Source organism: Bacillus sp. SCT118, assembly GCF_058566435.1.
In genome coordinates this window covers 685213-710402 of the sequence record NZ_CP191225.1, presented here as the reverse complement: position 1 = coordinate 710402, position 25190 = coordinate 685213, and the positions used below count along the sequence as shown (strand labels likewise).

Below are 25190 nucleotides of genomic sequence, written 5' to 3'. Positions count from 1 at the left end.
CCTTTCTAATTCGTACGGACTGCTTCTTCCTCTGAGCCATCCTCATAGAGGATAAAGCTTTTCGCAGCATCCTCACCTAACGTAAACTCGACTTCAACAGACAATGATCGCAGAAAGAAACGTGTTTCCGAGAAAGGAAATAACTCCAGTCTCAGCTGTCCGGTGATCTCCAAATAAAGCCGTTCATTCTCGGCTGTCACCTGTGCAGCCGTCCCATCCTGCAACAGGTAGCTGCCAACATAGCGGCTGTATATCGCCGTATCAATAGCTTTTTTCTTTTTATCAGCAGGACGTTCCGGGACCTCATATGGCTGGCCAAATAGAATATGTTCCGCCGTCTTCAGAATCGCTTGTTCATATTCAGTATCCTCTTCCTTATTACTCAAATAAATCAGCGTTTTACGATGATCGATATATCGGATCATCATCGTCGAATAGCCGGGCCATCCTCCGCTGTGGCTGACAATCCGCCCTTTTTCAGGACTGTTTTGCAGTACCCAGCCAAAGCCATAATCAATTGTTTCTCCATTGTTGAGGTGCACTGGAGAAAACGCAGATTCCTTAGAAGCCTTGCTGATTAAATCGTCCTCATATAAAGCCTGATCAAATCGAAACAAATCACTTGTGACAGAGTTCACAGTCCCGTCTCCCTGTATGCCATCGAGATACACAACATAGTCCGTTTCCTCTAAATCATCAGGGAGGACGTATGTTTCGGAATGTACATCATACACATATCCATATGCATAATGATCAATTCGCTCAGGCGAAAGCCTCCTGTTATACACTCTTGTTTCATTCATGCCGGCCGGTAAAAAAATACTTGTTTTCATAAAATCCGCATAGCTCATGCCAGATGCTTTTTCAATGATAACCGCCAGCAGCACATACCCCGTATTGCTGTACATCCAGCCTTCATTCGGCTCAAAATAACCAGATAGCCCCTCATTCATCAGCATTCCTGATTCACCGCAATCTTGTGTGAATCCCAATTGGCAAAAAACCATCCCATATAATCAGGAAGCCCTGACGTATGGTTCAATAAATGCCGAATCGTTACACCCTGGTACGGAAAACCGGGCATCCAGCGATCCACTTTATCTTCATAGCCAAGAATCCCCTTCTCCTCCAGCAAGATGATTCCCAATGCTGTAAAAGGCTTTGACAAAGACGCTAACTCAAACAAAGAGTTGGTTTGCAACGGGCGTTTTTCCGTCATTTCCGCATAGCCAAAAGAGTGGTGATATAAAATATCGCCACCCTCCGCAGCCAGAACCGTCCCGTTAAACTGATGTTTTTCGCCTAATGTCTCAAATAACGTCTGAAGATTCTTTCTTTTATTCTGCTTCATTCCTCCACCTCCCATATCTCTGTACGTAACTAACCTACTAACGTTTCAAATATTTTGAAAACAATAAAAAAAGCCGATTAATCCTCAAATAGGAAAAATCAACTTTAATATAGCGGTATTAGATCTGCATGAATCAAAAAATCCTCTTTTATGAAGTCGGAGAAGGAACTCTAGCGGCTGCAAAATGGGTTCTCGTAGTCGCTTGAATGACTCCTGCGGCAGTACTCCTCATTGCAACTGTCACCGTATCTCCGGCGTTTAACTGAAGAATTTCCGTAATGGCTACGACAGCGGGGAGATTCCCTGCTTGAAATTGGTTATTTCCGCCGCCTACCACATCTTGATTCACGAGAAATACGACTTCTAAGTTGAAGCCAACATTCGCATTCGCTTGAAATTCAACTGATGCATTAAGAGAATACACGCCTGCTGTTCTCGGGGAAAATGTAGATGTGCCGGGGTTATATTCATTCGCCAAATCAAATTGCACATTTTGAAAAAGGACTCCGCTAGCTGCATTTGCAGCCACTGACAGATTCGCATTGCTGGTAGCTCGGAAAGCAGAAATAGGCTGGTTACTATTTGCCTTAATTGGTGCGAAGAGCTGGTTTTGTTGAGCTGGCGGGGTATTTCCATTTCTGCCTTGCATGACACTTGGTGATAAAAGAGGTTCCGGTCGATCGTTCCTCATAATCCATTTAGTTGGCCGTGGCGGCATAACTTTTTCCTCCTTATAAGCCTTAAGCTTCTATCTTTTTTTGCTAGTTAATACATTATTATATTGATCGTTACAGACATTGAAACGGTATCTGCCCGGACTGTACTCAAAAATAGAAATAACAGCAGCATGTTCCCAAAACGAATTACTGCTTTTTAATCCAAGAGGCATGCTTCACCAAGGCATCAGCTAATCTTATATGAAAGACCTCAGTTAGAGATCCTTTTTAATCGATCAATAGAAAAATGAGATATTGTCATATTTTCTGAATTATGATGAAAAAGGCAACTTTATGCCCATGCAACAGAAGCTATAAAAAATACAGAGAATGAAAAGAAACAGCTAGATTTTTTAGTTCTTTAGGCCCGTAGTCCGCAAATCCTTTTATGATTTACTATCAAACAAAAGAGGAAAATAGACCAGTTGCAATCCAAACGAGAGTCTAATAGAATGAGGTCGAAAAGTAAATCGCGCGGGTTTGTTACTGATAAAGCAGGCAAGACCTAAAATGTGTAAAGGGCAAAGTGTATACTTTGGCGCCACCCCTTACATATTTTAGGTCTTTTTTTATTGTGCGTAACTAACTTGCCATCTTCAAACAGGAGGGCTGGAAGAAGCAGACCGCTAACACAGTACATAAAAAAGGAGACATGAACGATGAACATCAAAAAGTTTGCAAAACAAGCAACAGTATTAACCTTTACTACCGCACTGCTGGCAGGAGGCGCTACTCAAGCGTTTGCGAAAGAAACGAACCAAAAACCATATAAGGAAACGTACGGCATTTCCCATATTACACGCCATGATATGCTGCAAATCCCTGAACAGCAAAAAAATGAAAAATATCAAGTACCTGAATTCGATCCGTCCACAATTAAAAATATCTCTTCTGCAAAAGGCCTGGACGTTTGGGACAGCTGGCCATTACAAAACGCTGACGGCACTGTCGCAAACTATCACGGCTACCACATCGTCTTTGCATTAGCCGGAGATCCTAAAAACGCGGATGACACATCGATTTACATGTTCTATCAAAAAGTCGGCGAAACTTCTATTGACAGCTGGAAAAACGCTGGCCGCGTCTTCAAAGACAGCGACAAATTCGATGCAAATGATTCAATCCTGAAAGACCAAACACAAGAATGGTCTGGCTCAGCGACATTCACATCTGACGGTCACATCCGTTTATTCTACACTGATTTCTCCGGTAAACATTACGGCAAACAAACACTGACAACTGCACAGGTTAACGTATCAGCATCAGACAGCTCTTTGAACATCAACGGTGTAGAGGATTATAAATCAATCTTTGACGGTGACGGCAAAACGTATCAAAATGTACAGCAGTTCATCGATGAAGGCAACTACAGCTCAGGCGACAACCATACGCTGAGAGATCCTCACTACGTAGAAGATAAAGGCCACAAATACTTAGTATTTGAAGCAAACACTGGAACTGAAGATGGCTACCAAGGCGAAGAATCTTTATTTAACAAAGCATACTATGGCAAAAGCACATCGTTCTTCCGTCAAGAAAGTCAAAAACTTCTGCAAAGCGATAAAAAACGCACGGCTGAGTTAGCAAACGGCGCCCTCGGCATGATCGAGCTAAACGATGACTACACACTGAAAAAAGTGATGAAACCGCTGATTGCATCTAACACAGTAACAGATGAAATTGAACGCGCGAACGTCTTTAAAATGAACGGCAAATGGTATCTGTTCACTGACTCCCGCGGGTCAAAAATGACGATTGACGGCATCACGTCTAACGATATTTACATGCTTGGCTATGTTTCTAATTCTTTAACTGGCCCATACAAGCCGCTGAACAAAACTGGCCTTGTATTAAAAATGGATCTTGATCCTAACGATGTAACCTTTACTTACTCACACTTCGCTGTACCTCAAGCGAAAGGAAACAATGTCGTGATTACAAGCTATATGACAAACAGAGGATTCTACGCAGACAAACAATCAACGTTTGCGCCAAGCTTCCTGCTGAACATCAAAGGCAAGAAAACATCTGTTGTCAAAGACAGCATCCTTGAACAAGGACAATTAACAGTTAACAAATAAAAACACAAAAGAAAATGCCGATATCCTATTGGCATTTTCTTTTATTTCTTATTAACATAAAGGTGAATCCCATATGAACTATATAAAAGCAGGCAAATGGCTAACCGTATTCCTAACCTTTTTAGGAATATTGCTGTTTATCGACTTATTTCCAAAAGAAGGACATGACCAAAAAACAAAATCAAAACAGAAGCCGGACTACCGGGCAGCATATCATTTTACGACGCCGGATAAATGGAAAAATGACCCTCAAAAACCGATCTATTTTGATGGCAAGTATCATTATTTCTATCTATATAACCGGGATTACCCAAAAGGCAACGGCACAGAATGGCGCCATGCCGTCTCAGAGGATTTGGTGCACTGGACCGATGAAGGCGTGGCTATTCCGAAATATACGAACCCGGACGGTGACATTTGGACCGGTTCCGTCGTGGTGGATAAAGAGAACACAGCCGGCTTCGGGAAAAATGCGCTTGTCGCGATTGTGACACAGCCCTCAGCCAAAGACAAAAAACAGGAACAATATTTGTGGTACAGCACAGACAAAGGAAAATCATTCAAATTCTACAGTGGCAACCCCGTTATGCCTAATCCGGGCACAGACGATTTCAGAGACCCGAAAGTGATATGGGATGACCAAGATAACAAATGGGTCATGGTTATGGCTGAAGGATCAAAAATCGGCTTTTATGAATCCGATAATCTTAAGGACTGGCATTACACAAGCGGATTCTTCCCAGAACAGGCGGGAATGGTGGAATGTCCCGACCTCTACATGATGCGGGCAAGCGACGGAACGAATAAGTGGGTTCTCGGCGCCAGCGCGAATGGCAAACCGTGGGGCAAACCAAATACGTACGCCTACTGGACCGGAAGCTTCGACGGAAAAGAATTCAAAGCGGATCAGACTGAAGCCCAATGGCTTGACTATGGCTTCGACTGGTATGGCGGTGTGACGTTCGAAGACAGCAAAAGCACAGATCCATTAGAAAAACGGTATGCGCTTGCCTGGATGAACAATTGGGATTATGCCAACAACACTCCGACAATGAAGAACGGCTTTAACGGCACAGATTCTGTCATACGCGAACTCCGGCTGAAGGAGCAGGATGGAACATACAGCCTCGTCTCACAGCCGATTGAAGCTTTGGAGCAGCTGACTGTTTCAACTGACGAAATAGAGGATCAGGATGTGAACGGATCAAAAACATTGTCGATGACAGGTGATACATACCAGCTTGATATGGATCTTTCTTGGTCAGAGCTAAAAAATGCAGGCGTCAGGCTCAGAGAATCAGAAGACCAAAAACGCCATATTGATGTCGGCATTTTCGCCGAAAGCGGCTATGCATATGTCAATAGAGCAGCCACAAATCAGCCTGACAAAAGCAATACCTTTGTCGAAAGCAAAGCACCTTACGATGTAAGCAAACATGAAGCACATGTAAAAATTCTCGTCGATAAGACAACGATAGAAGTATTTGTAGGCGACGGGAAAACCGTTTTTTCAAATGAAGTCTTCCCAAAGCCTGAAGATAAAGGAATTACCCTTTTTTCTGACGGCGGCACAGCCTCCTTCAAAAATATAACAGTGAAACACTTTGATTCGATTCATGAATAAAAACAGGGGCAGCGCAGGCTGCCCTGTTTTTTTATTAGGAGCGGTATTCTCTGTTACATATTGGGCATTGTAAGAAATATAAGGCTGGTTTCAAAGGAGGAAGCGAATGTCTAAACAAGGAAATTTTCAAAAATCAATGTCGCTGTTTGATCTGATTTTGATTGGGATGGGAGCCATCTTTGGATCAGCGTGGCTGTTCGCTGTCAGTAATGTCGCTTCAAAAGCAGGGCCCTCCGGCGCTTTTTCCTGGATCCTCGGAGGAGCCATTATTTTGTTAATCGGGCTCGTATATGCAGAGCTCGGAGCCGCTCTGCCCCGTACCGGAGGCATCATTCGATACCCCGTTTATTCACATGGCCACCTTGTCGGCTACTTAATTTCGTTTGTCACGATTGTCGCTTATACAAGCTTGATTTCAATTGAAGTGACAGCTGTGCGCCAGTATGTGGCCTATTGGTTTCCCGGCCTGACCATTAAAGGGTCTGATTCACCGACCATTTCCGGCTGGATCTTGCAGTTTGCCCTATTATGCTTGTTTTTCCTGCTGAATTATTGGAGCGTCAAAACCTTCGCTAAGGCGAATTTCATCATATCGATTTTTAAATATATTGTGCCGATTACCATCATTATTGTACTGATCTTTCATTTTCAGCCGGAGAATTTATCTGTTGAAGGATTTGCACCGTTTGGATTTACAGGTATTCAGGCTGCCATCTCGACAGGCGGCGTCATGTTTGCGTATCTCGGCCTGCACCCGATTGTATCTGTAGCAGGTGAAGTCCAAAATCCAAAACGCAATATCCCGATCGCTTTAATCATTTGCATCATCGTTTCTACCATCATTTATACTGTTTTGCAGGTTACCTTTATTGGTGCAATCCCGACAGAAACACTGAAACATGGCTGGCCGGCAATTGGCCGGGAGTTCTCATTGCCGTTTAAGGATATTGCGGTCATGCTCGGGTTAGGCTGGCTTGCAACGCTTGTCATTTTAGACGCCATTCTGTCTCCCGGAGGAAACGGGAATATCTTTATGAATACGACATCCCGCCTTGTTTACGCCTGGGCGCGTAACGGCACATTATTTGGCATATTCTCAAAGGTCAATAAAGATACGGGGACACCCCGCGCTTCACTTTGGCTTTCGTTTGCCCTGTCCATTTTCTGGACACTTCCCTTTCCTTCGTGGAACGCGCTCGTCAATGTCTGTTCAGTCGCGCTCATTCTTTCATATGCGATTGCACCCATTTCTTCAGCTGCGCTGAGGGTCAACGCGAAGGACTTAAACAGGCCATTTTATTTAAAGGGAATGAGCATTATCGGGCCGCTTTCCTTTATATTTACAGCGTTTATCGTGTACTGGTCAGGATGGAAAACAGTCTCCTGGCTGCTCGGTTCACAGCTCGTGATGTTTTTGATCTATCTCTGTTTCAGCAAATATACGCCTAAAGAAGATGTCAGCCTCGCTCAGCAGCTGAAATCAGCCTGGTGGCTTATCGGGTTTTATATTATGATGCTGATCTTTTCCTACATCGGTTCTTTCGGACATGGTTTAGGGATTATCAGCAATCCCGTCGACCTCATTTTAGTCGCGATCGGCTCACTTGCGATTTATTACTGGGCAAAGTATACCGGGCTCCCAAAAGCCGCCATTGATTACGATAAATAAAGAAGCAAGAGGTTTCTTGCTTCTTTATTCTTTACAAACATACATACACGCGATAAAATGAATGAGAGTCAGTCATTATTGGAGGTGTTCCTCATGCCAAAACAAACATCGGGCAAATATGAAAAAATTCTGCAGGCTGCCATAGAAGTCATTTCTGAAAAAGGCCTCGACAAGGCTTCTATTTCTGATATTGTCAAAAAGGCCGGCACTGCCCAAGGAACATTCTATTTGTATTTCTCATCTAAAAATGCCCTCATACCGGCCATTGCAGAAAATCTTCTCACCCATACACTTGATCAAATCAAAAGTAGGCTGCATGGGGACGAGGATTTTTGGACCGTTTTAGATATATTAATTGATGAGACTTTTCTCATTACAGAACGCCATAAGGATATTATTGTCCTCTGTTATTCCGGGCTTGCGATCGACCACTCCATGGAAAAATGGGAGACGATCTATCAACCTTATTATTCCTGGCTTGAAAAAATCATCAACAAGGCCATTGCAAACCATGAGGTAACGGAAGGAATCAATTCAAAATGGACAGCCAGAACGATTATCAACTTGGTCGAGAATACTGCGGAACGATTCTATATCGGATTTGAACAAGATGAAAATGTTGAAGTGTATAAAAAGGAAATTTTCACTTTCTTAAAACGGAGCTTAGGCACTGCTTAAAAAATGACTGGGTAACACCGCTCATTTTTTAATGTCTTAAAAATGACTGACGTTCATTCATAAAAATAGAGAGGTGTTTCATTTGAATTGGGTTCTTGTTTTTATTGCAGGGCTTTTAGAAGTTGTTTGGGCCTCTTCCCTCAAACATGCCGATTCGCTTTTGGATTGGATCATCATTTTTATCTTAATCGCGGTCAGCTTTATCCTGTTGATCCGCTCTTATCGAAAAATTCCGATGGCCGCGGCGTACACTGTGTTTGTCGGAATAGGAACCGTCGGAACATATCTGACTGGAATTGTTCTGGGCGAATCCTTCTCAGCAGCCCAGATGTTCTTTTTAGCTTTATTGTTGGCTGGCATTTTAGGAATGAAATTATTTACGAAAGAAAGCAAATCTCAGCCGGGAGGTGAACAATAATGGCATGGTTTTTATTAGTGATTGCCGGCATAGAAGAAATTATAGCTGCCATTGCCATGAAATATATTGATGGGACAAGAAAAAAATGGCCGATCATTGTGATGACGCTTGGATTCGGCTTATCCTTTTACTGCCTGTCCCAAGCGATGATCGTCCTGCCTGCCGGAGTCGCTTATGCCGTCTGGACCGGCATTGGCAGCATTGGCGTTTCGGCGGTCGGGCTCATCTGGTTTAAGGAGCGGTTTCAGCTTTCACAGGTGATTTCACTTTGCCTTATCCTAGCCGGCGTCATCGGCCTGCGTCTTACGTCATCTTCATAAAATCAAGGCATATACAGCTGTATATGCCTTTGCCATTAAGCTTCGTGATGTTTTTGAAGATGAAGCGGCGGCGGGATGAGCCAGCCTTTGTTTTTTAGCAGCCTTAAGTATTTTGCGCCGGTTGCCGCTTTCGACATATGAAATTGCCCAAACATCATGGCAATATCCTCACGAATCGATTGCCCCATCATTTTGCTGCATGTCACAAGACCTGCAGCATTTGCTGCTGCCGCGGAGGCCGCCACATCCGGATCGAGAAACCGTGCGCCAGGCGGAATATCGTTAAGATCTGCTGTCGGCGGTTCAGGAGAAGCCGGCGGCAGCGCCACCCCGTTTTCTTTCAGGATCGTGCTGACCTGTTTGATTTCATCTTGGCATTTTTCAATAGACTCACGAAGCAGCTTCTTCAGGTCGTCATCACCGACATGATTCAATAGCATTTGGTAATTGCCGACCATTTTATTGCCCGCCATCACATAACTCCACAAGCCGAATACCTCACCATAATGCATCGGTTCATCCTGCGGATTTCCGCTTAAAATACCCATGTTCATCCTCCTCGCAAATTCAATATCGCATACATTCCATAACGTGCCCGGTAGGAGGAAAATTTATGTTTCAGCAAGAAAGATTTATGAAACAAAACAAAAAAGACAAGAGCGGCAAATCGCCAAACCCTTGTCTTTCCTGTTGTTCTATTGGACGCGCTCGGAGGGATTCGAACCCCCGACAGACGTGGTACCGGAAACCATTAAAGAACTTCATATTATATATTTATTATCCTTAAATATATAATACACTTTTCTAAACGTTTCATTTTCATTAGTTATAATTACTATGTTACCCATATCGATTTACAAGTTTAACCAAAATTAAAATGAATTGAATGTTTGCGTATTGTGATTTTCCTTTACATTAAATCTGTAAATTTGACGGTTTTATTTTAAAGTACCGTTATTCAACATTATTATAATTTTCCCTTTAAATCAGCTATTAATTGTTGTCGAAATAAGGGGTCGTTAGTTATCTTTTGAAGAAATGGCTGATAAACATGATCAATCCATAACATATCTAAACGAGTCATGTCCTCAATAAAAAAGGCCAATGAGATGGAATCTGACGCAGTTTCTTTAAAAATAGCCGACGTCATAACAAATAAGGTAGAGCCTCCTTTATACCAAATACGGTTTTCTTGAAGGTTCGGCGGTCCTGTTATCTCATCTAATATTCCTTTTTCCACTTCACTTAAAAGGTCCCCGGTTCCCAGACGATACATTAATCTGGCGTAGTTTTCACTAGATGAAGATGGAAGTTTCTTCGTGAACTCCCTTTGTATATCAATATGATTAGCAGAAGAAAGTGAGGATATTAACGAATCAGCTTTACCATGCACAAGGGCATCGAAAGTTTCTCCTGAAATATCCATGAAATATTTTTGCTTCATCTCTTTCATATAACCAGAGATTTCTTTCGTTTTTTTCTTTTCATATTTTTTTAGATAAGGAGCGACTAACATCGAAGAGTTTATAGAAAAAACAGGCGTGTGATTATCAGGTAAATATATATCAACTATTTTTTGGATATTGTCTTTACCGATCCTTAAGTAAATATAATCAGTACATGCATTTGAACTGTATCTCATCATACCAATGAGCACTTCTTTCATCGTCACAATTTGACCAATATTCTCTTTGCTCTTCCAATTATCGTGTGCTCCTCCGTCGGTATTCGGAATATAAAATTTATCTATTTCAATGATACTGACAGTATCATTGAAACTTATCTGATTTTTTCTTGCCTCATGTACAAATGCTAGCAAAAAAAGGATTTTCACTGTACTGGCTAAGGGAAACATCTTACTTCCATTATGATTTAAAAGGATTTGATCATTTTGTATAACAGTCAGCGAAAAGCGCTCAGGGTGAGATAACATAAAACGTGTCAAATCCTCAACCGTTCTATTTCGATCCTTTCTTTTCAAAAATGCCGCTAGGCCAAAAAAACCGAATATAAAAACAGCTACTATTAGTATTAAAACAATGAGGAACAAACTATTACCCCTTTCTCTGCTTCTGATTGAGGCCGCATGCCCCATGATTACATTGCCCATAAGGAATTATTTTTCTTTTTGAGGCAATCAAATCATATATCCTATCGCTAACATGAAACAACTTAGCCAAGAGGAGTATCATATACAATACCCATAGCAGAATAACCCGCTTGCTTATTTCGATAAAAGTATCTGCACCAGAGACGATGCCCTTTTCCAACGTCTTTCCATGCATTCGTTTTTCTAATTCTTCTATACCTATCTCATCATTAATAGTTGATGTCTCATCACGAAAGGATTCGAAAACAATTAAATTGAGCCAGTCCGCCCTCTTGATACGTTTTTTCGTTTTAGTACATAACGGGCACCATGCATCATAGTATACAGTCATTTTCCAGTGAGCTTGAAATTTTCGCATTAATTTTTTCCTTACCATCCAATTAAGCTTATGTCTCAATTGCTGATAACTAAAGAATAAGCGATTGTACTCCTTATCGGTAAAAATCACCAATTCAATCGCAATCATGACAATAGAGAATGAATATAAACCCATTCCAAATGCAATACCTAAATGTAGTAAACAAACCATTAAGACAGCAAGCCATTTTGTTTTTTTGTTTATAATAAGAAAAGGAAAAGCAATTTTTAATAATACACTAGAATAACAAATCACGACGCTTAAATAGATGTGTTGACTAACTACTGACTGAAGAAAAGGCATCGCAACCGTTTTAACTTGTGATATATAGTATAAAGCTGTTCCATTATTCCAAGTTTCACCCATAATTTGATAAATAGCAGACGTAACATATACAATACAAACTTGCATTATACAAAACAAAACAACAAAGTACTGAATAATATTAGCGGTAGTTTTCCTACAGTCAGATACATAAGCCACTTTTTTTCGTAACGCTGCATCTATAGAAAAATACTTTGTAGTATTTGCAAACAAGAGATAAAAAAGTGTAATTGCCATTAAATTGTCGCCACCGTCCCCAATATATGAGAAACGAACATATAATGAATAGAACAAAACATAATTCAAGATGCCCATGAGCCGGCCTTTAAAACCTAGAGTAAATAGAATTGCTGACACAATGCCAACGTGATATATCGCATCAAAGTATTTTAAGGATGAAGTTACATTATACAATGAATATGTAGTTGGTTTCATAACATTATGAAATGTATTGATACCATAATCGGAGAACAAGAAATACCTTTGATTATAATGAATTAAATAAAAATATAAAATGAGCAAACCAAATACAATACGAAGCAAGCTCACCCCAATATAAAAACGTTCTTTTGCAAAATAGGAGATAACTCTGTTAGTGATACTGTTATTCATAATATTGTTCCTCCACTCTCATTAAAAAAATGGAACCACTTTATTATTGAACGTTTTCCATTTAAATGTAGTGCTTTGTTCTAATTTCTCACCTTTATCATTGTTATCCCGTAGAGAAAACGGAATCGGTTTCACTGTATCTATTCTTACTCTTATTCTTTTTATTGTTTTAGGATTATAAATTGATTTAGCATACGAACTTGCATAACGATACACATTTTCCTCGCCAATCTTTTGGCTCTTCTCTATCTCTTTTGTTATAGCTTTTACCTGTTTATCATTTTCAGCTGCTTTTTTTAAGTATTGAAAAATGACATCATCTTGATTAGTTCCAAAAATATCAGAAGAAAGCCCATCTATAATTCTAACAATTCGATTGTAAGGGGTTACGATTTTAGTGTGATTTTGGTCTTTTAAGGGGGTAGAAATGTCAATCCACTCGTTCTTTCCCCTCGCTTTTCCAGTATCAACCTTCATATATATATTTGTATTAGTTGTAATAGGATCCGGCGCAAATAGATGCCAATTCTGTTGGAATAAAGTATTTGTGTAACGATCAGAAACAGGTTTGACCGCAAGAGCTAACGGATTAGGGGGTAATACAGTAGACAAAATTAAAAAGAAATGTACAACGAAAGTAACTAATAAAATAAACAACAAACCAATAATAAAAGTTTTATTTTTATTCATCAAAATCCCCTCTATTAAAAAAAGGGGGACTATAATAATCCCCCTTCCTTATAAATTATTTTTTGTCAAAAATAACATCCATATCTTGTACCTCTTCGTTTGAAGGCTTAGCTATACCTAACCCTCCATTGTCTAAAAACATATTCAAAGCTTTGCCTCCATAATGCTTTGCAGCTTCAGTCCCATAAACCCAGGCTTTTTGAGCTAGGTTCCCAATGCCTGCTGCATTAGCATCTTTGCCTTCCTGAGAGACATTTTCCAGTTCAACTTTTTTTGTTTCTAATGTTGCTGCCGAAGCCGACGAATACATTACAGACCCCAGAATTCCAGTTCCAATAGTAACAGCTATAACAAATCTTTTAAGCTTCACAAAACTCCTCCTTTTATTTGTATTCAAATCCAATATTAGGAATAAAAGTTTAATATGTCAAATTATTATAATTAATGTGAAAATATTATTTTATAGGTGAAAATGACCTCATTTATACGAATTCATTCTATTACGATTCGTTTAATATTAAACTAAAGTAAAGTTTTTTTGACTAGATTTTGTATTGTAAATAGAGTTCAAAAAAAAAAATGGGTATTAAGAACTTTTTTATTCAGATATTAATTCAATAGAGTTGTTATTCGTTAAAAATAGTGCTATCAATTCATTACCTTTAGGATTTTCCATTTAATCCACAGTATGTTATATTTTACATCGCAATACTCAGCTGAAACATTAAGTTATAAAGGAGCTTTTAAATGAGGAAATCAAGTAATATCTGGGCAGTTGCAGTGATTATTGGGACGATCATTACCTTATTTTCATTCGTCTTCCTACGTGATACTGATTTTTATGCTGTCCGGTGGGTAGGAGTCGTTATTATGGTTGTAGGATTTGTTTGTGGCCCAACCTACATAGCACCGAAAAATAAAAATAATCGTAAAAAAGATACCCGATAGGTTAGTTAGTCTTACCCCTGTCAAGTAGACAGCATAAAAAAACTAAGCAACCAGTGTGTTACGGTATTCTATCGGAGCACACTGGTTTAAATTTTTCTGGAATCGTTGATATAACTGAATAATCTTTAATGTTCTTGTGTAGCTCTATTTCAATTTGGCATGAAGAAAAGTATGGTGTGAGAAAAACAATTCGATGCATACATTATCCAGACCGTTACCCTTACGAGAATGACTGCCCTTCAAACAAACGGTTTCGAATCGCTTATGATATGTTTTTGTTGTGTATTGGGATCCTTGATCAGAGAGTGGAGCTGTCCACTACAATATAGGTAATACCGGTTACATATAGCTGGTTAGGTCGATTGGTTTAAAATTCTCGGTTCAGTCAGTTTGATTGAACAATCGATGCCTTTCTTCCAGAATAACGTCCCTTTTTTTCGAATGATCGATGGATGTTCATCTCTTTCATCAACCTGTCAACACGCTTATGGTTGACGGAAAAGCCTTCTTTCTTTAACAGCTACAGTAATTCGGATAGTCATAGAAGGGGCGCGAATGGTGATTCGCCATAATGTGTTCTTTAATCAACTGATCTCTCTGATACCTTGCCATTCGAACCCTTTGAGTCTTGCACCATTTTTAGTATCCTTATCTTGACACCTTGGCGATACCGCCAGCCATGTAATCGGATAACGTTTTTTTAGTTATTCAACCTGTACCTTTAGATAATCTCGTTCTTCCTCAACGCTTTTAAACGTTGTCTTAGGGCATCCTATAAAAAGGTTGTCTGACTTTTTATTCTTTCCCCGTTGCTCTTCAAAATACCACGGCGTTTTTTACCCAATTTTTTGAGCTGGTTTGAACTCTGAAGCCCTTATTCTTCAGATAACGCGTTACAGCGCTTTAGTTCCTTCTACATGCAAGTTGACGGCTTTCATGTTAATTTCTTTCATATAGTGGTAAAAATGTTGTCCTTTTCGCGCCATAAAAAATCCCCTACTAGTTGATAGCCACTGCCGAAAAGTGAGCTGTTAAACTTGTAAGGGATAGTATTTATTTTTTCATATTAAACTTATTTAAACCTTTTTTATAGATCTCTAACCTCTTTTTCGTATAAAAAATGATTTCGAAAATTATATAAGCACTCAAGGGCATTAGGATTGTACGCACTCTATAACATCTGCTGAAGATATTTGACACATCAGAAAGCTCTTACTCCTATAATATATACAGGAAACAGAATCCTTAGTTTTTCATTACTTCACACAAAAAAGACAAGAGCGGCAAATCGCCAAACCCTTGTCTTTCCTGTTGTTCTATTGGACGCGCTCGGAGGGATTCGAACCCCCGACAGACGTGGTACCGGAAACCACCGCTCTATCCAACTGAGCTACGAGCGCAGAATGACTGCGTTATGAGAACGTCAGCACAACTAATTATACGATAATTCCATTCAAATAACAACCCTCTATTTCGAGAGGCCGTTTTTTAAATAGACAAAGCATCTTAATTGGCAATCTGACATACGATGGTTTGAACCCCTGTATTTTTGGGGAAAATGGGAAAAAGAGACGACTTTGCATATCAAGCCAGCTTTTTGTTTGACCTTTATTGACCAAAAATGTATCATGTAACTACATACTTACCTAAAAGGTGAAGGAGGAGCATTATGAATTTAATACCTACAGTCATTGAACAAACGAACCGCGGGGAAAGAGCGTATGACATTTATTCTCGTCTATTAAAGGATCGTATCATCATGCTTGGATCTGCGATTGATGACAACGTTGCGAACTCCATCGTGTCACAGCTTTTATTCTTAGCAGCAGAAGACCCTGAAAAAGAAATTTCTCTTTACATCAACAGCCCGGGCGGCTCTATTACAGCCGGTATGGCGATCTATGATACCATGCAGTTTATTAAGCCGAAGGTTTCTACAATTTGTATCGGTATGGCTGCGTCAATGGGCGCGTTCCTGCTTGCAGCCGGCGAAAAAGGCAAACGCTATGCGCTTCCAAACAGTGAAGTCATGATTCACCAGCCACTTGGCGGTGCGCAAGGTCAGGCGACAGAAATTGAAATTGCCGCGAAACGCATTCTCTTGCTTCGCGACAAATTAAACAAAGTCCTTGCTGAACGTACTGGCCAGCCGCTTGAAGTGATCGAACGCGACACAGACCGTGATAACTTCAAGTCTGCTGAAGAAGCGCTTGAATACGGCCTGATTGACAAAATTTTGACTCACACAGAAGACAAAAAGTAATAACACAACCTGCAAGAGCTGCGTCTCTTGCAGGTTTTTTTCATTTCAAGGAATTGACTCCCTTAAACACTTTTTATTCTATACTGCTCCCATTCCTCATGTAACAGCTCAAGCGTCAAATCATTCGTCTGCCTCACAACCAAATCAGCACCAAGCATCGGCTGTCCTTGACCGACACCAACCGCAAACATCCCCGCAGATTTGATTGCAGAAATGCCTGCTTCTGCGTCTTCTATTGCCGCGCAATCAGCAGGGGAAACATCGAGCATCGCTGCAGCTGTTAAAAAGATGTCAGGATCAGGCTTCCCCTTCGCAAGAGCCGTCGGATCAACAATGGCATCAAAATCATCGATAATTGCCAATCGTCTTAAAATCTCGGGGGCATTGCGACTTGAAGATGCTAACCCGATTTTTATATTTTCGTTTTTCAATTGACATAGGAGCCTGCCAATCCCCGGTAAAAGATCTTCCGGCGTCAATTTGCTGATCAACGTTTGATAATCGTGATTTTTCTGATGCATAAGTTCTTGTTTCTCCGCATTTGTATACTTTGTTTCCGCACCGCCAGAAATCAATATGCTTTCAAGTGACTCTTCTCTGCTGATTCCTTTTAGCCTTTCATTCATGTCTCTGTCAAAGCGGATATTGATTTGTTCTGCGATGTGCTTCCAAGCGAGAAAATGATATTCAGCCGTATCTGTTATCACTCCGTCTAAATCAAAAATGACCGCTTTCATATACTAATGACCATCACAGCTTCATAAGGTTTGAGGCTAATACTCTTTAAGTCAGCCCGCTCCTGCGGATAGTTTGAAATCAGCACTTTCCAACGCTCATGAATCAGTTCTGGAGGCGCTTCGAACAGAGCCTTTTCTTCCGATAAATTCACAACGACAAGAAGCTTTTCCCCTCGATATTCTCGGAGGTAAGAAAAGACCTGCGGATCATTCTCCTGCAACAGCTGATAATCGCCATATATCATAATCTTATATTGCTTTCGTAATTGAATGAGCTTCTGATAGTAAAAGAAAATCGAATCTTGATCTTCCAAGGACTCTTTCACATTGATATCTTGATAGCGGGAATTTACCGGTATCCATGGGTCTCCGGCTGTGAATCCCGCATGTTTTCCGGCATCCCACTGCATAGGTGTTCTCGCATGATCCCTTCCTTTTATCATCACGGCTTTGACAAACTCTTTTTCTGACATCGTTTTGTTTTCGACGACTAGTTCACGATATGCATTCTTTATTTCAAGATCATCATACATCTCCAGCGGCATATCGCTGTTGACCATGCCGATTTCTTCTCCCTGGTAAATAAACGGCGTTCCTTTCATGCCGTGCAAAACCGTTGCAAATGCCTTCGCACATTCCTTACGCAGTTTCCTGTCATTGCCCCAGCGGGAAATAACCCTCGGCTGATCATGGTTCTCAAAATAAAGGGTATTCCAGCCGACATTCATTAACCCGGTCTGCCACCTTGTCATCGTCTTTTTTAAAGCAATCAAATCAAACGGCTTGATCTGCCATTTCCCATTTGGCGAGTTTTGTTCTGTATCAATATCCATATGTTCAAATGTAAAGATCATATTCAGCTCTTGCCTGCTTGCATCTGTGTACTTTTTCGCCTCTTCAATATCAGAGCCGTTTGCCTCTCCGACTGTCATGCAGTCGTAATGAGAAAGCACTTCCCTGTTCATCTCTTGAATAAACTCATGAAGACGTGGGCCGTTAGAGTGATAACGGCCGACAATATAGCTGCGGCTATGATCCGTTTCGTAGTCCGGAAAATCGGTGTATTTAGAAATAGAGCCGATCACATCCATCCGCCAGCCGTCAACGCCTCTATCCATCCAGAATCTCATTACATCATAAACTTCCCGGCGAACGGCTTCGTTTTCCCAATTTAAATCAGGCTGTTTTTTCGAAAAGTAGTGCAAATAATACTGCCCTGTTCCTTCATCGTATGTCCACGCTGAGCCTGAAAAGATCGATCCCCAATTATTCGGCTCTGAGCCGTCCGGTTTAGGATCTTTCCAAAAATAATAATCCCGGTAAGGATTGTCCTTCGACTTGCGGCTTTCAGCAAACCAAGCATGCTCATCTGATGTGTGGTTCACGACCAAATCCATGACGATTTTCATTCCGCGTTTATGGACTTCATCAATCAGCTGAAACATATCTTCATTTGTCCCAAACTTTTCATACATGTTTTTGTAATCGCTGATATCATATCCGTTGTCATCCTGCGGGGAATCAAATACCGGGGAGAGCCAGATGACATCCGCCCCGAGATTTTTGATGTAATCCAGCTTTTGAATCACACCTTGCAAATCCCCGAATCCATCTCCATTGGCATCATAAAAACTGCGCGGGTAAATTTGATAAACGACAGCTTCTTTCCACCATTCACTCATTAGGCGTTCTCCTTTCACATCGTCCCTGTAGGACAACTGGTTCCTCATAAACGTTCATGTGCAGCGGCTCGCCTTTTACAAGCTCAAAAATAACGCGCTTTTCGTCAACCGTCACATTGATTAATCGATTTCGATAATTGATGTTGAATGAATATTCGTCCCATTCTTTCGGCAAAAACGGAGCAAATGACAGCGTCTCATTCGCGGTGCGCATGCCTGCAAAGCCATGAACGATTGCCAGCCAGCTACCCGTCATTGAAGTAATATGCAAGCCTTCTTCCGTATCATGATTGTAATTATCAAGATCAAGCCTTGCTGTGCGCTTATATAATTCGAGCGCTTTCTTTTCCAGCTTGAGTTCGGCTGCGAGAATCGCATGGACAGAGGGCGATAGGCTTGATTCATGAACAGTCATCGGCTCATAAAATTCAAAATTTCGCCGTTTTTCTTCTATTGTAAAACGGTCATTAAAAAGATAAATGCCTTGGAGAACATCTGCCTGCTTAATAAAATTGGAGCGGAGAATCTTGTCCCATGACCAATTCTGATAAAGAGGCCGCTCCGCTGGATCTAATTCGTCAACTGCTTGCAGGTCTTTGTCCAAGAACGTGTCATGCTGAACGAAAATTTGCAGTTCTTCACTAAATGGATAGTACATGTGCTGGATGATTTCTCTCCAGACTTTCAATTCTACTTCCTGCACATCCAGAAGGCGGCGTTTCTCCGCTGAGATACTTTCGAGACTTTGTAGAGTATACTCCAACGTCCAAGCCGCAATGACATTCGTATACCAATTGTTGTTAACGTTGTTTTCGTATTCATTCGGCCCTGTGACGCCATGGATCATATACTTATTTTTTCGTTTCGAGAAGTGAACACGGTCGGCCCAAAATCTGCTGACTGCCACAAGAACGTCTATCCCGTATTCTTCCATATAGTTACGGTCGCCTGTATAATTGATATAATTGTAGATCGCATAACAGATCGCGCCATTGCGGTGAATTTCTTCAAAGGTGATTTCCCATTCGTTGTGGCATTCATCACCGGTGAACGTCACCATCGGATAAAGTGCCCCCTTCATCCCCAATTTTGCCGCGTTGCGTTTAGCAGCCTCCAACTGATGATAGCGATACAAAAGCAGGTTTTTCGTCACCTCCGGCTCGGCTGTCGCCAAATACATCGGAACGGCGTACGCCTCAGTATCCCAATATGCTGCACCTCCATATTTCTCGCCAGTAAATCCTTTCGGCCCGATATTCAAACGGGCATCGCCCCCGTAATACGTCGAGAATAACTGAAAGATATTGTAGCGGATTCCTTGTTGTAGCTCCTCATCTCCTTTAATCTCAATGTCCGCTTTTGCCCATCTTTCCTTCCATCGATCAGTGTGCCTCCGTTTTGCTTTTTCATAGCCGTTCTCAACCACATCCGCCAAAAGCTCTTTGGCTTTCGTTAAAAGCTCTTCCTCCCGAAAATCACGGGAAGTCGTGACAATCACAAACTTTTTCAATGATGCCTTCGTTTGATAACTGTAGCGATTCTCGACATACATTTCAGTCGTTTTAAAGCTTTCATGGACAAAACCCTCCGTCTCGTTTGCCATTGCGGCTAAAACCGTGAAGCGCGGTGTTCCAAATGGATTTTCGATTGTTTTTGTCGCTAAATGGCCGCTGTGAGAATCAGCACCTTTCGCTTCCTCCTGCCAAAACTGTTCTTGGTAGTTAGAATCTTCATTTGCCACATTTCCATCCAGGTAAGGAACAAGCGTAATGACAGCATCTCCCGTCAGGCACTCCGCTTCATAATGAATCGCACAGAGTTCTTTTACAGCAAGGCTAAGAAACCGCTCAGACCTGATTCTGACGGATTTATCTTGAATGCGGACAACAGCGCTTCGCCGCAGAATCCCCTCTTTCATATTGAGTTCTACCTCAAATGATTCGATTGGGTTTTGATGGAGATCGATTTTTTCACCGTCAACATATAAGCCTATGCCCATAAAGTTCATTGCATTGATCACTTTTCCGAAATATTCTGGATACCCGTTTTTCCACCAGCCTACTCGCGTTTTGTCGGGGAACCACACGCCTGCAATATATGTGCCTTGGTGACTGTCGCCTGAATAGCCTTCTTCAAAATTCCCTCTGACCCCCATATAACCATTGGCAAGAGACGTCAGGCTTTCCAGCAGCCGTGTATGCTCCTTATTAAATGTATTTGTTTTGATTTTCCATTCATCAATCTCAAATAACCGCTGATTTATCATCATTTCCTCCCGAATGTAAGTTTCCATTATCACGGCGGGTTTTGGTCAAATATCTAAATGCAAAAGAGATCATCAAAGTAACGCCACACGAATGGATCATCAATACAGTAATCAAATCAAAATGAACCATGCCGATAGCAGCTGCCGCAAATGCCGGCAGTGCTGATGCGCAAATCGCTATAGAGGCCGCTTCCTTGAATGATGCAATAGAGACCATGTTTGATATTTTTGTGATCCAGAGGCCTCCGGTAAGAACAAACGTTAACAAAAGCTGGATCATAGAAACCACCGTATATGCCAGCATCATGATCATCGGCTTATACTGTGCCAACCATAATGTATCGATCAAAACCTCTACATCATGGACGTTTGGTTTCTCGAGCTTAACGTCCATTTTCGCATAGCCAACAGAAAACCCCGTTTCGTTTTGATCGGTGATCACCAGTTGATCAGGTTGAAATATGATGGCGTTTTCAAATCCAGTTACTTTCAATCGCCCATTCTCACCGCTTGTCTCATATTCATGCTTCATATCGACTGCCATCACATTCTGCCCATCTTCAATCCTCTCAGAGCTCTTCCCGCCTTTTAGTTTTCCGTTCCTGATTTTAAAACCCTGTAATTGATCAGCAAATTGATCATTAACCCCTTGAATCGCTGACGGCATGAAAGATGAAACGCTGAAGCGATCCATTTTCACAAACGAAACCGTTAACGGCGCCATTAAGCAGGCCGTTAAAAACATAAAGAGAAAAGAGAGCTGCAGCCAGCTGAAGGTATTCCCGTAGCGGCAAACACCTGATGGAGATGCAGCCGCTTTCAGGCAGCGGATGATAAAGCTTTTATTCTCCAGATTCTTCATTGAATTACCCCTTTGTTCCGCCGGCTGTCAAACCGGACACAAAGTTCTTTTGGAGAAAAAAGAATAGAACGCATATCGGCAGTGCGGCAAGGATGGCACCAGCCGCAAATAGAGCTACTTTTTGCTGCTGCGGATTAGAAATAAAGGATTGTAATCCTACAGCAATGGTCAGCCTTTCCGGTGAGCGAAGCAAAAACTTCGCCAGCAAATAGTCGCCAAACGGTGCCATAAACGCCCAAAGCGCTTGTACCGCGAGCATTGGCTTAACAAGCGGCAGAACAATTGAAGCGAAAATCCTCAGATGTCCCGCTCCGTCAATTCGCGCGGCTTCATCAATTTCTCTCGGCACAGTATCAAAATAACCTTTCATCAGCCACGTGTTCATCGGAATTCCGCCGCCGATATAGATCGCTGTTAAGAACCAGTATTGATCGAGTGCGCCTATTAGCATCGCCAAGACATAAAAAGCAGTCAGCGCCGCCATTGTCGGCACCATTTGAATGATTAAAAAGAATACCAGGCTCTTTTTTCTGCCTGCAAACCGATAGCGGCTGTACGAGTATCCGGCAAGTGTCACGATTGTAACCTGCAAAACCATGACCGATAGCGCGATGACAAGTGTATTGCTGTACCAATTGAGATAAAGCGTCTCGTCAAATAGCCGCTTAAAATGACCCAATGTCCAAGAACCCGAAAAATCGAGCTGAAAAGCCGCCGAATTCCCCACACGGAATGCTGATGATGCCGTAATCAGCAACGGATATATAATGACAATACTTAAAAGCGTCAAAAAGAAATACGTACAGATTTTATTAAGCATTCTGGCAGTGCTCGCGTTCACCTACATAACCTCCTCATTGCCAAAAGCATTCGATTTTTTGAAAGCAATCAGTGAAATTCCAATGACAATGGAAGAAATTAACAGTGTCACAGCCGCCGCAACGGAATATTGGGGTGATGTGCCTGTTGTCAGTTTATAAATCCACGAAATTAAGATATCGGTCGATCCGGCCCCGGCTCCCGCACTGCCTGGCCCTCCCTCATTAAATAAGTAGATGATCGAGAAATTATTGAAATTAAACGTATACTGAGTAATCATCACGGGTGCTGTCGCAAATAAAATCATCGGAAATGTAATATGCCGAAAACGCTGAATAAATGTGGCCCCGTCAATCTTTGCCGCTTCATACAATTCACCTGGAATCGCCTGAAGCACTCCCGTTACCATGACATAAATATATGGAAAGCCGAGCCACGTCTGAATCATAATGAGGGCTGTCTTTGTCCAGAAAGGATCGGTCTTCCACGCGATCGCAGGCAGCTCAACAAACGGCAGGTGATTGAATAGTGGAATCACTTGTGCATTCACCGCTCCTATGCTGTCGTTAAACATGTTAGAAAAACTCATGATTGTAATAAAAGCCGGAACAGCCCATGGAAATAAGAAAATCATTCGGAATATCCGCTTGCCTTTTATAAAATCCTGATTGACGAAAAGTGCCGTCACAATACCTAAAATGATTTGCAGCGTTGTTGCACAGATTGTCCAGATAACCGTCCAGCCCAGTACATTCACAAATGTTTCACGATAAGAGCCAAGGAAAAAAATATTTAAGAAATTTTTAAACCCGACCCAGTCAATCAGACGATTAGGCGGAATATGATAAAAATCATAGTTTGTACATGCAACAAACAGAGTCACCAAAACCGGAAAGATAATCACAAACACCATCATGATATATGCCGGAAGTGTAAATAGATATGGAAACCCTTTATCGCCCGCATGACAGATCATATCCTTGGCTGTTGTATTGACTTCCAAACCCGCCGCTTTCATGGCGGCGGTCTTACGCGAATCATGAATATTAAAGATATAGAACATGAGGAAAATCACCGTCACGATCAATTGCAGCGTGCCTTCAATCAGCATAAACAGCGAGTGGTCTTCACCGGGAACACTTCCCAATGTCATCAATCCGGTTAGCGCCTGTATACCGAAAACGCATAATTCAAAAGCAAACAAGCCTGTGATGGCAAGAAATAAGAGCCCCTTTGACAATTGCTGATTCGCAATCTGCCCAAGTCCTGGAATGATCGATAAAAGCCCTGCCTTTCGTTTTTGCTTTGCAAGTGTGTGATGTTTATTCATTTTTTTCCGCCCTCTATTCTTCCGGACGCTATCCCGCCGTTTTATTTCACATACTTTTCTTTAATATTTTCCTTTATGACGTTTACAGCATCATTCGCTGATGTTTGTGTCGATTTTTTTCCTGAAGCTGCATCAAAAATCAAACTTTCCGCTCCTGTCCATACTTCAGCCATTTCCGGAATATTTGGAGTCGGCGTCGCTGTTTCATATTGTTTAATCACAGCTGACGTCAGTTCATTCTTTTGCTCATCGGCTTTCTTCCTTGCGGCAGTGTTGGCCGGAACTTCGTTTGTATCCTGATAAAAAGCGTAAGCATTGGCATCATTTGCAGCATACTCCAGCCATTTTTCAGCCAGCTCGGGTTCTTTTGTATATTTTGAAGCTACCCAGCCCTTCCCGCCCGCAAAAGGGGCATATTCTTCTCCATTTGGCAATGTCGGAATGGGAGCCGCTCCGTAGTTCAATTTAGCTTCTTTATAGTTGGCAGCTGACCACGGTCCGCCAATGATCGCAGCCGCTTTGCCTTCTAAAAACATCTGCTGAATAAAGTCGTCTGCGCTTGAATTGTCTTGCATCCCTTTCGGCCAATATGTTTTAAACCATTTCTCCGCATATTTCACCGCTTCTACAGCCCCTTTGTTGTTCAGGCCGATGTCCCCGGAATCTGTGCCGTTTTTTCCAAATACATATCCGCCGTATCCAGCCAATAAGCCGTACGACATATAAAAGTCAGTCCATTTTGCTAAAAATCCGGTTGATTTTCCTTTTTCCGAAGCAAACGCGAATCGAGGATCTTCCGTTAACTTTTCAAGGTCTTTAAATGTTTTTGGCGCTGTTTTTAAAAGATCTTTATTGTAATACAAAATAAGTGTCTCAATGACTAGCGGCATTCCGTACACTTTGCCGTCAACTGTCACCTGCTGCATTTCTTTATCACCAAAGCTTTTTGTATGAGATGGCTTAATGTCAAGCAAATGTCCTTGCTGTCCCAAACCGCCGATCCGGTCATATGCAGCAAGCATAACATCAGGCGCATTACCCGCCGGGCCATCAAGGGGAAGCGCCTCCAACTGTTCGAACATTTGCTTTTCAATAATTTTTACTGTGACATCATTCTCTTTTTCGAACTTTGTTTTTATGCTTTCAATGTATTCTTTATACGTTTCTTCGACAGACACAGTCAGCACCTTTTTGCCATCAGCGCTTGCTGGATTTTTTGAACTTGAGCAGGCGGCAAGGCCGATTGCCAGGAATGATGCCGCCAATATGGCGAACCCCTTTTTAAAAAGAACCATCTCTTTTCCCCCTTCTATTTACGAAACTATAACAATT

Annotated in this window: 21 protein-coding genes, 1 tRNA gene and 1 pseudogene; 7 read left to right on the top strand and 16 right to left on the bottom strand. The window is 41.6% G+C overall.

Annotated features, from left to right (window positions below; translation table 11 throughout):
• Positions 1-5: 5 nt before the first annotated feature.
• Positions 6-1351 (bottom strand): annotated as a pseudogene (locus ACQVGT_RS03520) (serine hydrolase).
• 148 nt (positions 1352-1499) lie between these two features.
• Complete coding sequence (locus tag ACQVGT_RS03515; protein ID WP_015483728.1) at positions 1500-2069, bottom strand: C1q-like domain-containing protein; 570 nt, start codon at positions 2067-2069, stop codon at positions 1500-1502.
• A gap of 657 nt (positions 2070-2726) precedes the next feature.
• On the opposite strand from ACQVGT_RS03515, the gene sacB reads away from it, so the two are divergent.
• The 6 genes from sacB (at position 2727) to ACQVGT_RS03485 (ending at position 8857) form a co-directional block, all read left to right on the top strand.
• Positions 2727-4148: a levansucrase gene (sacB, locus tag ACQVGT_RS03510; protein ID WP_046340268.1), complete on the top strand. Its 1422-nt coding sequence runs from the start codon at positions 2727-2729 to the stop codon at positions 4146-4148.
• A gap of 73 nt (positions 4149-4221) precedes the next feature.
• Positions 4222-5772, top strand: a complete 1551-nt coding sequence (levB, locus tag ACQVGT_RS03505; RefSeq protein ID WP_015483730.1) for a 2,6-beta-fructan 6-levanbiohydrolase — start codon at positions 4222-4224, stop codon at positions 5770-5772.
• Between the two features lie 106 nt (positions 5773-5878).
• A complete protein-coding gene (gene aspP, locus ACQVGT_RS03500; RefSeq protein WP_015384716.1) occupies positions 5879-7441 on the top strand; it encodes an aspartate/proton symporter AspP in 1563 nt (520 codons plus the stop codon).
• A gap of 93 nt (positions 7442-7534) precedes the next feature.
• Positions 7535-8119 (top strand): TetR/AcrR family transcriptional regulator, encoded by a 585-nt coding sequence (locus ACQVGT_RS03495; RefSeq protein ID WP_015384717.1) that lies wholly within the window; start codon positions 7535-7537, stop codon positions 8117-8119.
• An 82-nt stretch (positions 8120-8201) separates the two neighbouring features.
• Positions 8202-8537 carry a QacE family quaternary ammonium compound efflux SMR transporter gene (locus ACQVGT_RS03490; RefSeq protein WP_015483731.1) on the top strand — a complete coding sequence of 112 codons (336 nt, stop codon included), beginning with the start codon at positions 8202-8204 and terminating at the stop codon, positions 8535-8537.
• Positions 8537-8857: a QacE family quaternary ammonium compound efflux SMR transporter gene (locus ACQVGT_RS03485; RefSeq protein ID WP_014480967.1), complete on the top strand. Its 321-nt coding sequence runs from the start codon at positions 8537-8539 to the stop codon at positions 8855-8857. The genes ACQVGT_RS03490 and ACQVGT_RS03485 overlap by 1 nt, the downstream gene beginning before the upstream one ends.
• A gap of 35 nt (positions 8858-8892) precedes the next feature.
• Here the strand turns inward: ACQVGT_RS03485 and ACQVGT_RS03480 are convergent, their stop codons facing one another.
• From ACQVGT_RS03480 to ACQVGT_RS03450, 7 genes are all read right to left on the bottom strand, one after another.
• On the bottom strand, positions 8893-9405 hold the full coding sequence (locus tag ACQVGT_RS03480) for a DUF3231 family protein (protein ID WP_015384719.1): 513 nt from the start codon (positions 9403-9405) through the stop codon (positions 8893-8895).
• A 419-nt stretch (positions 9406-9824) separates the two neighbouring features.
• On the bottom strand, positions 9825-10907 hold the full coding sequence (locus tag ACQVGT_RS03475; RefSeq protein ID WP_015483732.1) for a serine hydrolase: 1083 nt from the start codon (positions 10905-10907) through the stop codon (positions 9825-9827).
• A 4-nt stretch (positions 10908-10911) separates the two neighbouring features.
• Positions 10912-12261 carry a DCC1-like thiol-disulfide oxidoreductase family protein gene (locus ACQVGT_RS03470; RefSeq protein ID WP_015483733.1) on the bottom strand — a complete coding sequence of 450 codons (1350 nt, stop codon included), beginning with the start codon at positions 12259-12261 and terminating at the stop codon, positions 10912-10914.
• 21 nt (positions 12262-12282) lie between these two features.
• Positions 12283-12951, bottom strand: a complete 669-nt coding sequence (locus tag ACQVGT_RS03465) for a DUF5819 family protein (protein WP_015384720.1) — start codon at positions 12949-12951, stop codon at positions 12283-12285.
• Between the two features lie 55 nt (positions 12952-13006).
• Positions 13007-13321, bottom strand: a complete 315-nt coding sequence (locus ACQVGT_RS03460; protein ID WP_015483734.1) for a hypothetical protein — start codon at positions 13319-13321, stop codon at positions 13007-13009.
• Positions 13322-14284: 963 nt separating this feature from the next.
• A complete protein-coding gene (locus tag ACQVGT_RS03455) occupies positions 14285-14419 on the bottom strand; it encodes an IS3 family transposase (protein WP_141770194.1) in 135 nt (44 codons plus the stop codon).
• Between the two features lie 804 nt (positions 14420-15223).
• Positions 15224-15299: transfer RNA gene (locus ACQVGT_RS03450), tRNA-Arg, on the bottom strand.
• 269 nt (positions 15300-15568) lie between these two features.
• On the opposite strand from ACQVGT_RS03450, the gene clpP reads away from it, so the two are divergent.
• Positions 15569-16162, top strand: a complete 594-nt coding sequence (gene clpP / locus ACQVGT_RS03445) for an ATP-dependent Clp endopeptidase proteolytic subunit ClpP (RefSeq protein ID WP_003228214.1) — start codon at positions 15569-15571, stop codon at positions 16160-16162.
• Positions 16163-16224: 62 nt separating this feature from the next.
• Here clpP and pgmB read toward each other — a convergent pair whose 3' ends face one another.
• The 7 genes from pgmB to mdxE are packed head-to-tail and all read right to left on the bottom strand — an operon-like array spanning position 16225 to position 25153.
• Positions 16225-16899: a beta-phosphoglucomutase gene (pgmB, locus tag ACQVGT_RS03440; protein WP_015384722.1), complete on the bottom strand. Its 675-nt coding sequence runs from the start codon at positions 16897-16899 to the stop codon at positions 16225-16227.
• Positions 16896-18581, bottom strand: coding sequence for an oligo-1,6-glucosidase (malL, locus tag ACQVGT_RS03435; protein WP_015483736.1), 1686 nt, complete (start codon positions 18579-18581; stop codon positions 16896-16898). Before malL ends, pgmB begins: the two co-directional genes overlap by 4 nt.
• Positions 18574-20847, bottom strand: coding sequence for a maltose phosphorylase (gene mdxK, locus ACQVGT_RS03430; protein WP_015483737.1), 2274 nt, complete (start codon positions 20845-20847; stop codon positions 18574-18576). The genes malL and mdxK overlap by 8 nt, the downstream gene beginning before the upstream one ends.
• Positions 20825-21709 (bottom strand): DUF1189 domain-containing protein, encoded by an 885-nt coding sequence (locus tag ACQVGT_RS03425; RefSeq protein WP_015483738.1) that lies wholly within the window; start codon positions 21707-21709, stop codon positions 20825-20827. The genes mdxK and ACQVGT_RS03425 overlap by 23 nt, the downstream gene beginning before the upstream one ends.
• A 4-nt stretch (positions 21710-21713) precedes the next feature.
• Positions 21714-22550 carry a maltodextrin ABC transporter permease MdxG gene (gene mdxG, locus ACQVGT_RS03420; protein WP_015384725.1) on the bottom strand — a complete coding sequence of 279 codons (837 nt, stop codon included), beginning with the start codon at positions 22548-22550 and terminating at the stop codon, positions 21714-21716.
• A complete protein-coding gene (gene mdxF / locus ACQVGT_RS03415) occupies positions 22551-23858 on the bottom strand; it encodes a maltodextrin ABC transporter permease MdxF (RefSeq protein ID WP_491798038.1) in 1308 nt (435 codons plus the stop codon). It abuts the gene before it with no gap.
• Positions 23859-23899: 41 nt separating this feature from the next.
• Entirely contained in the window at positions 23900-25153 is a 1254-nt protein-coding gene (mdxE, locus tag ACQVGT_RS03410) for a maltodextrin ABC transporter substrate-binding protein MdxE (protein ID WP_015384728.1), read from the bottom strand.
• Positions 25154-25190: the final 37 nt, after the last annotated feature.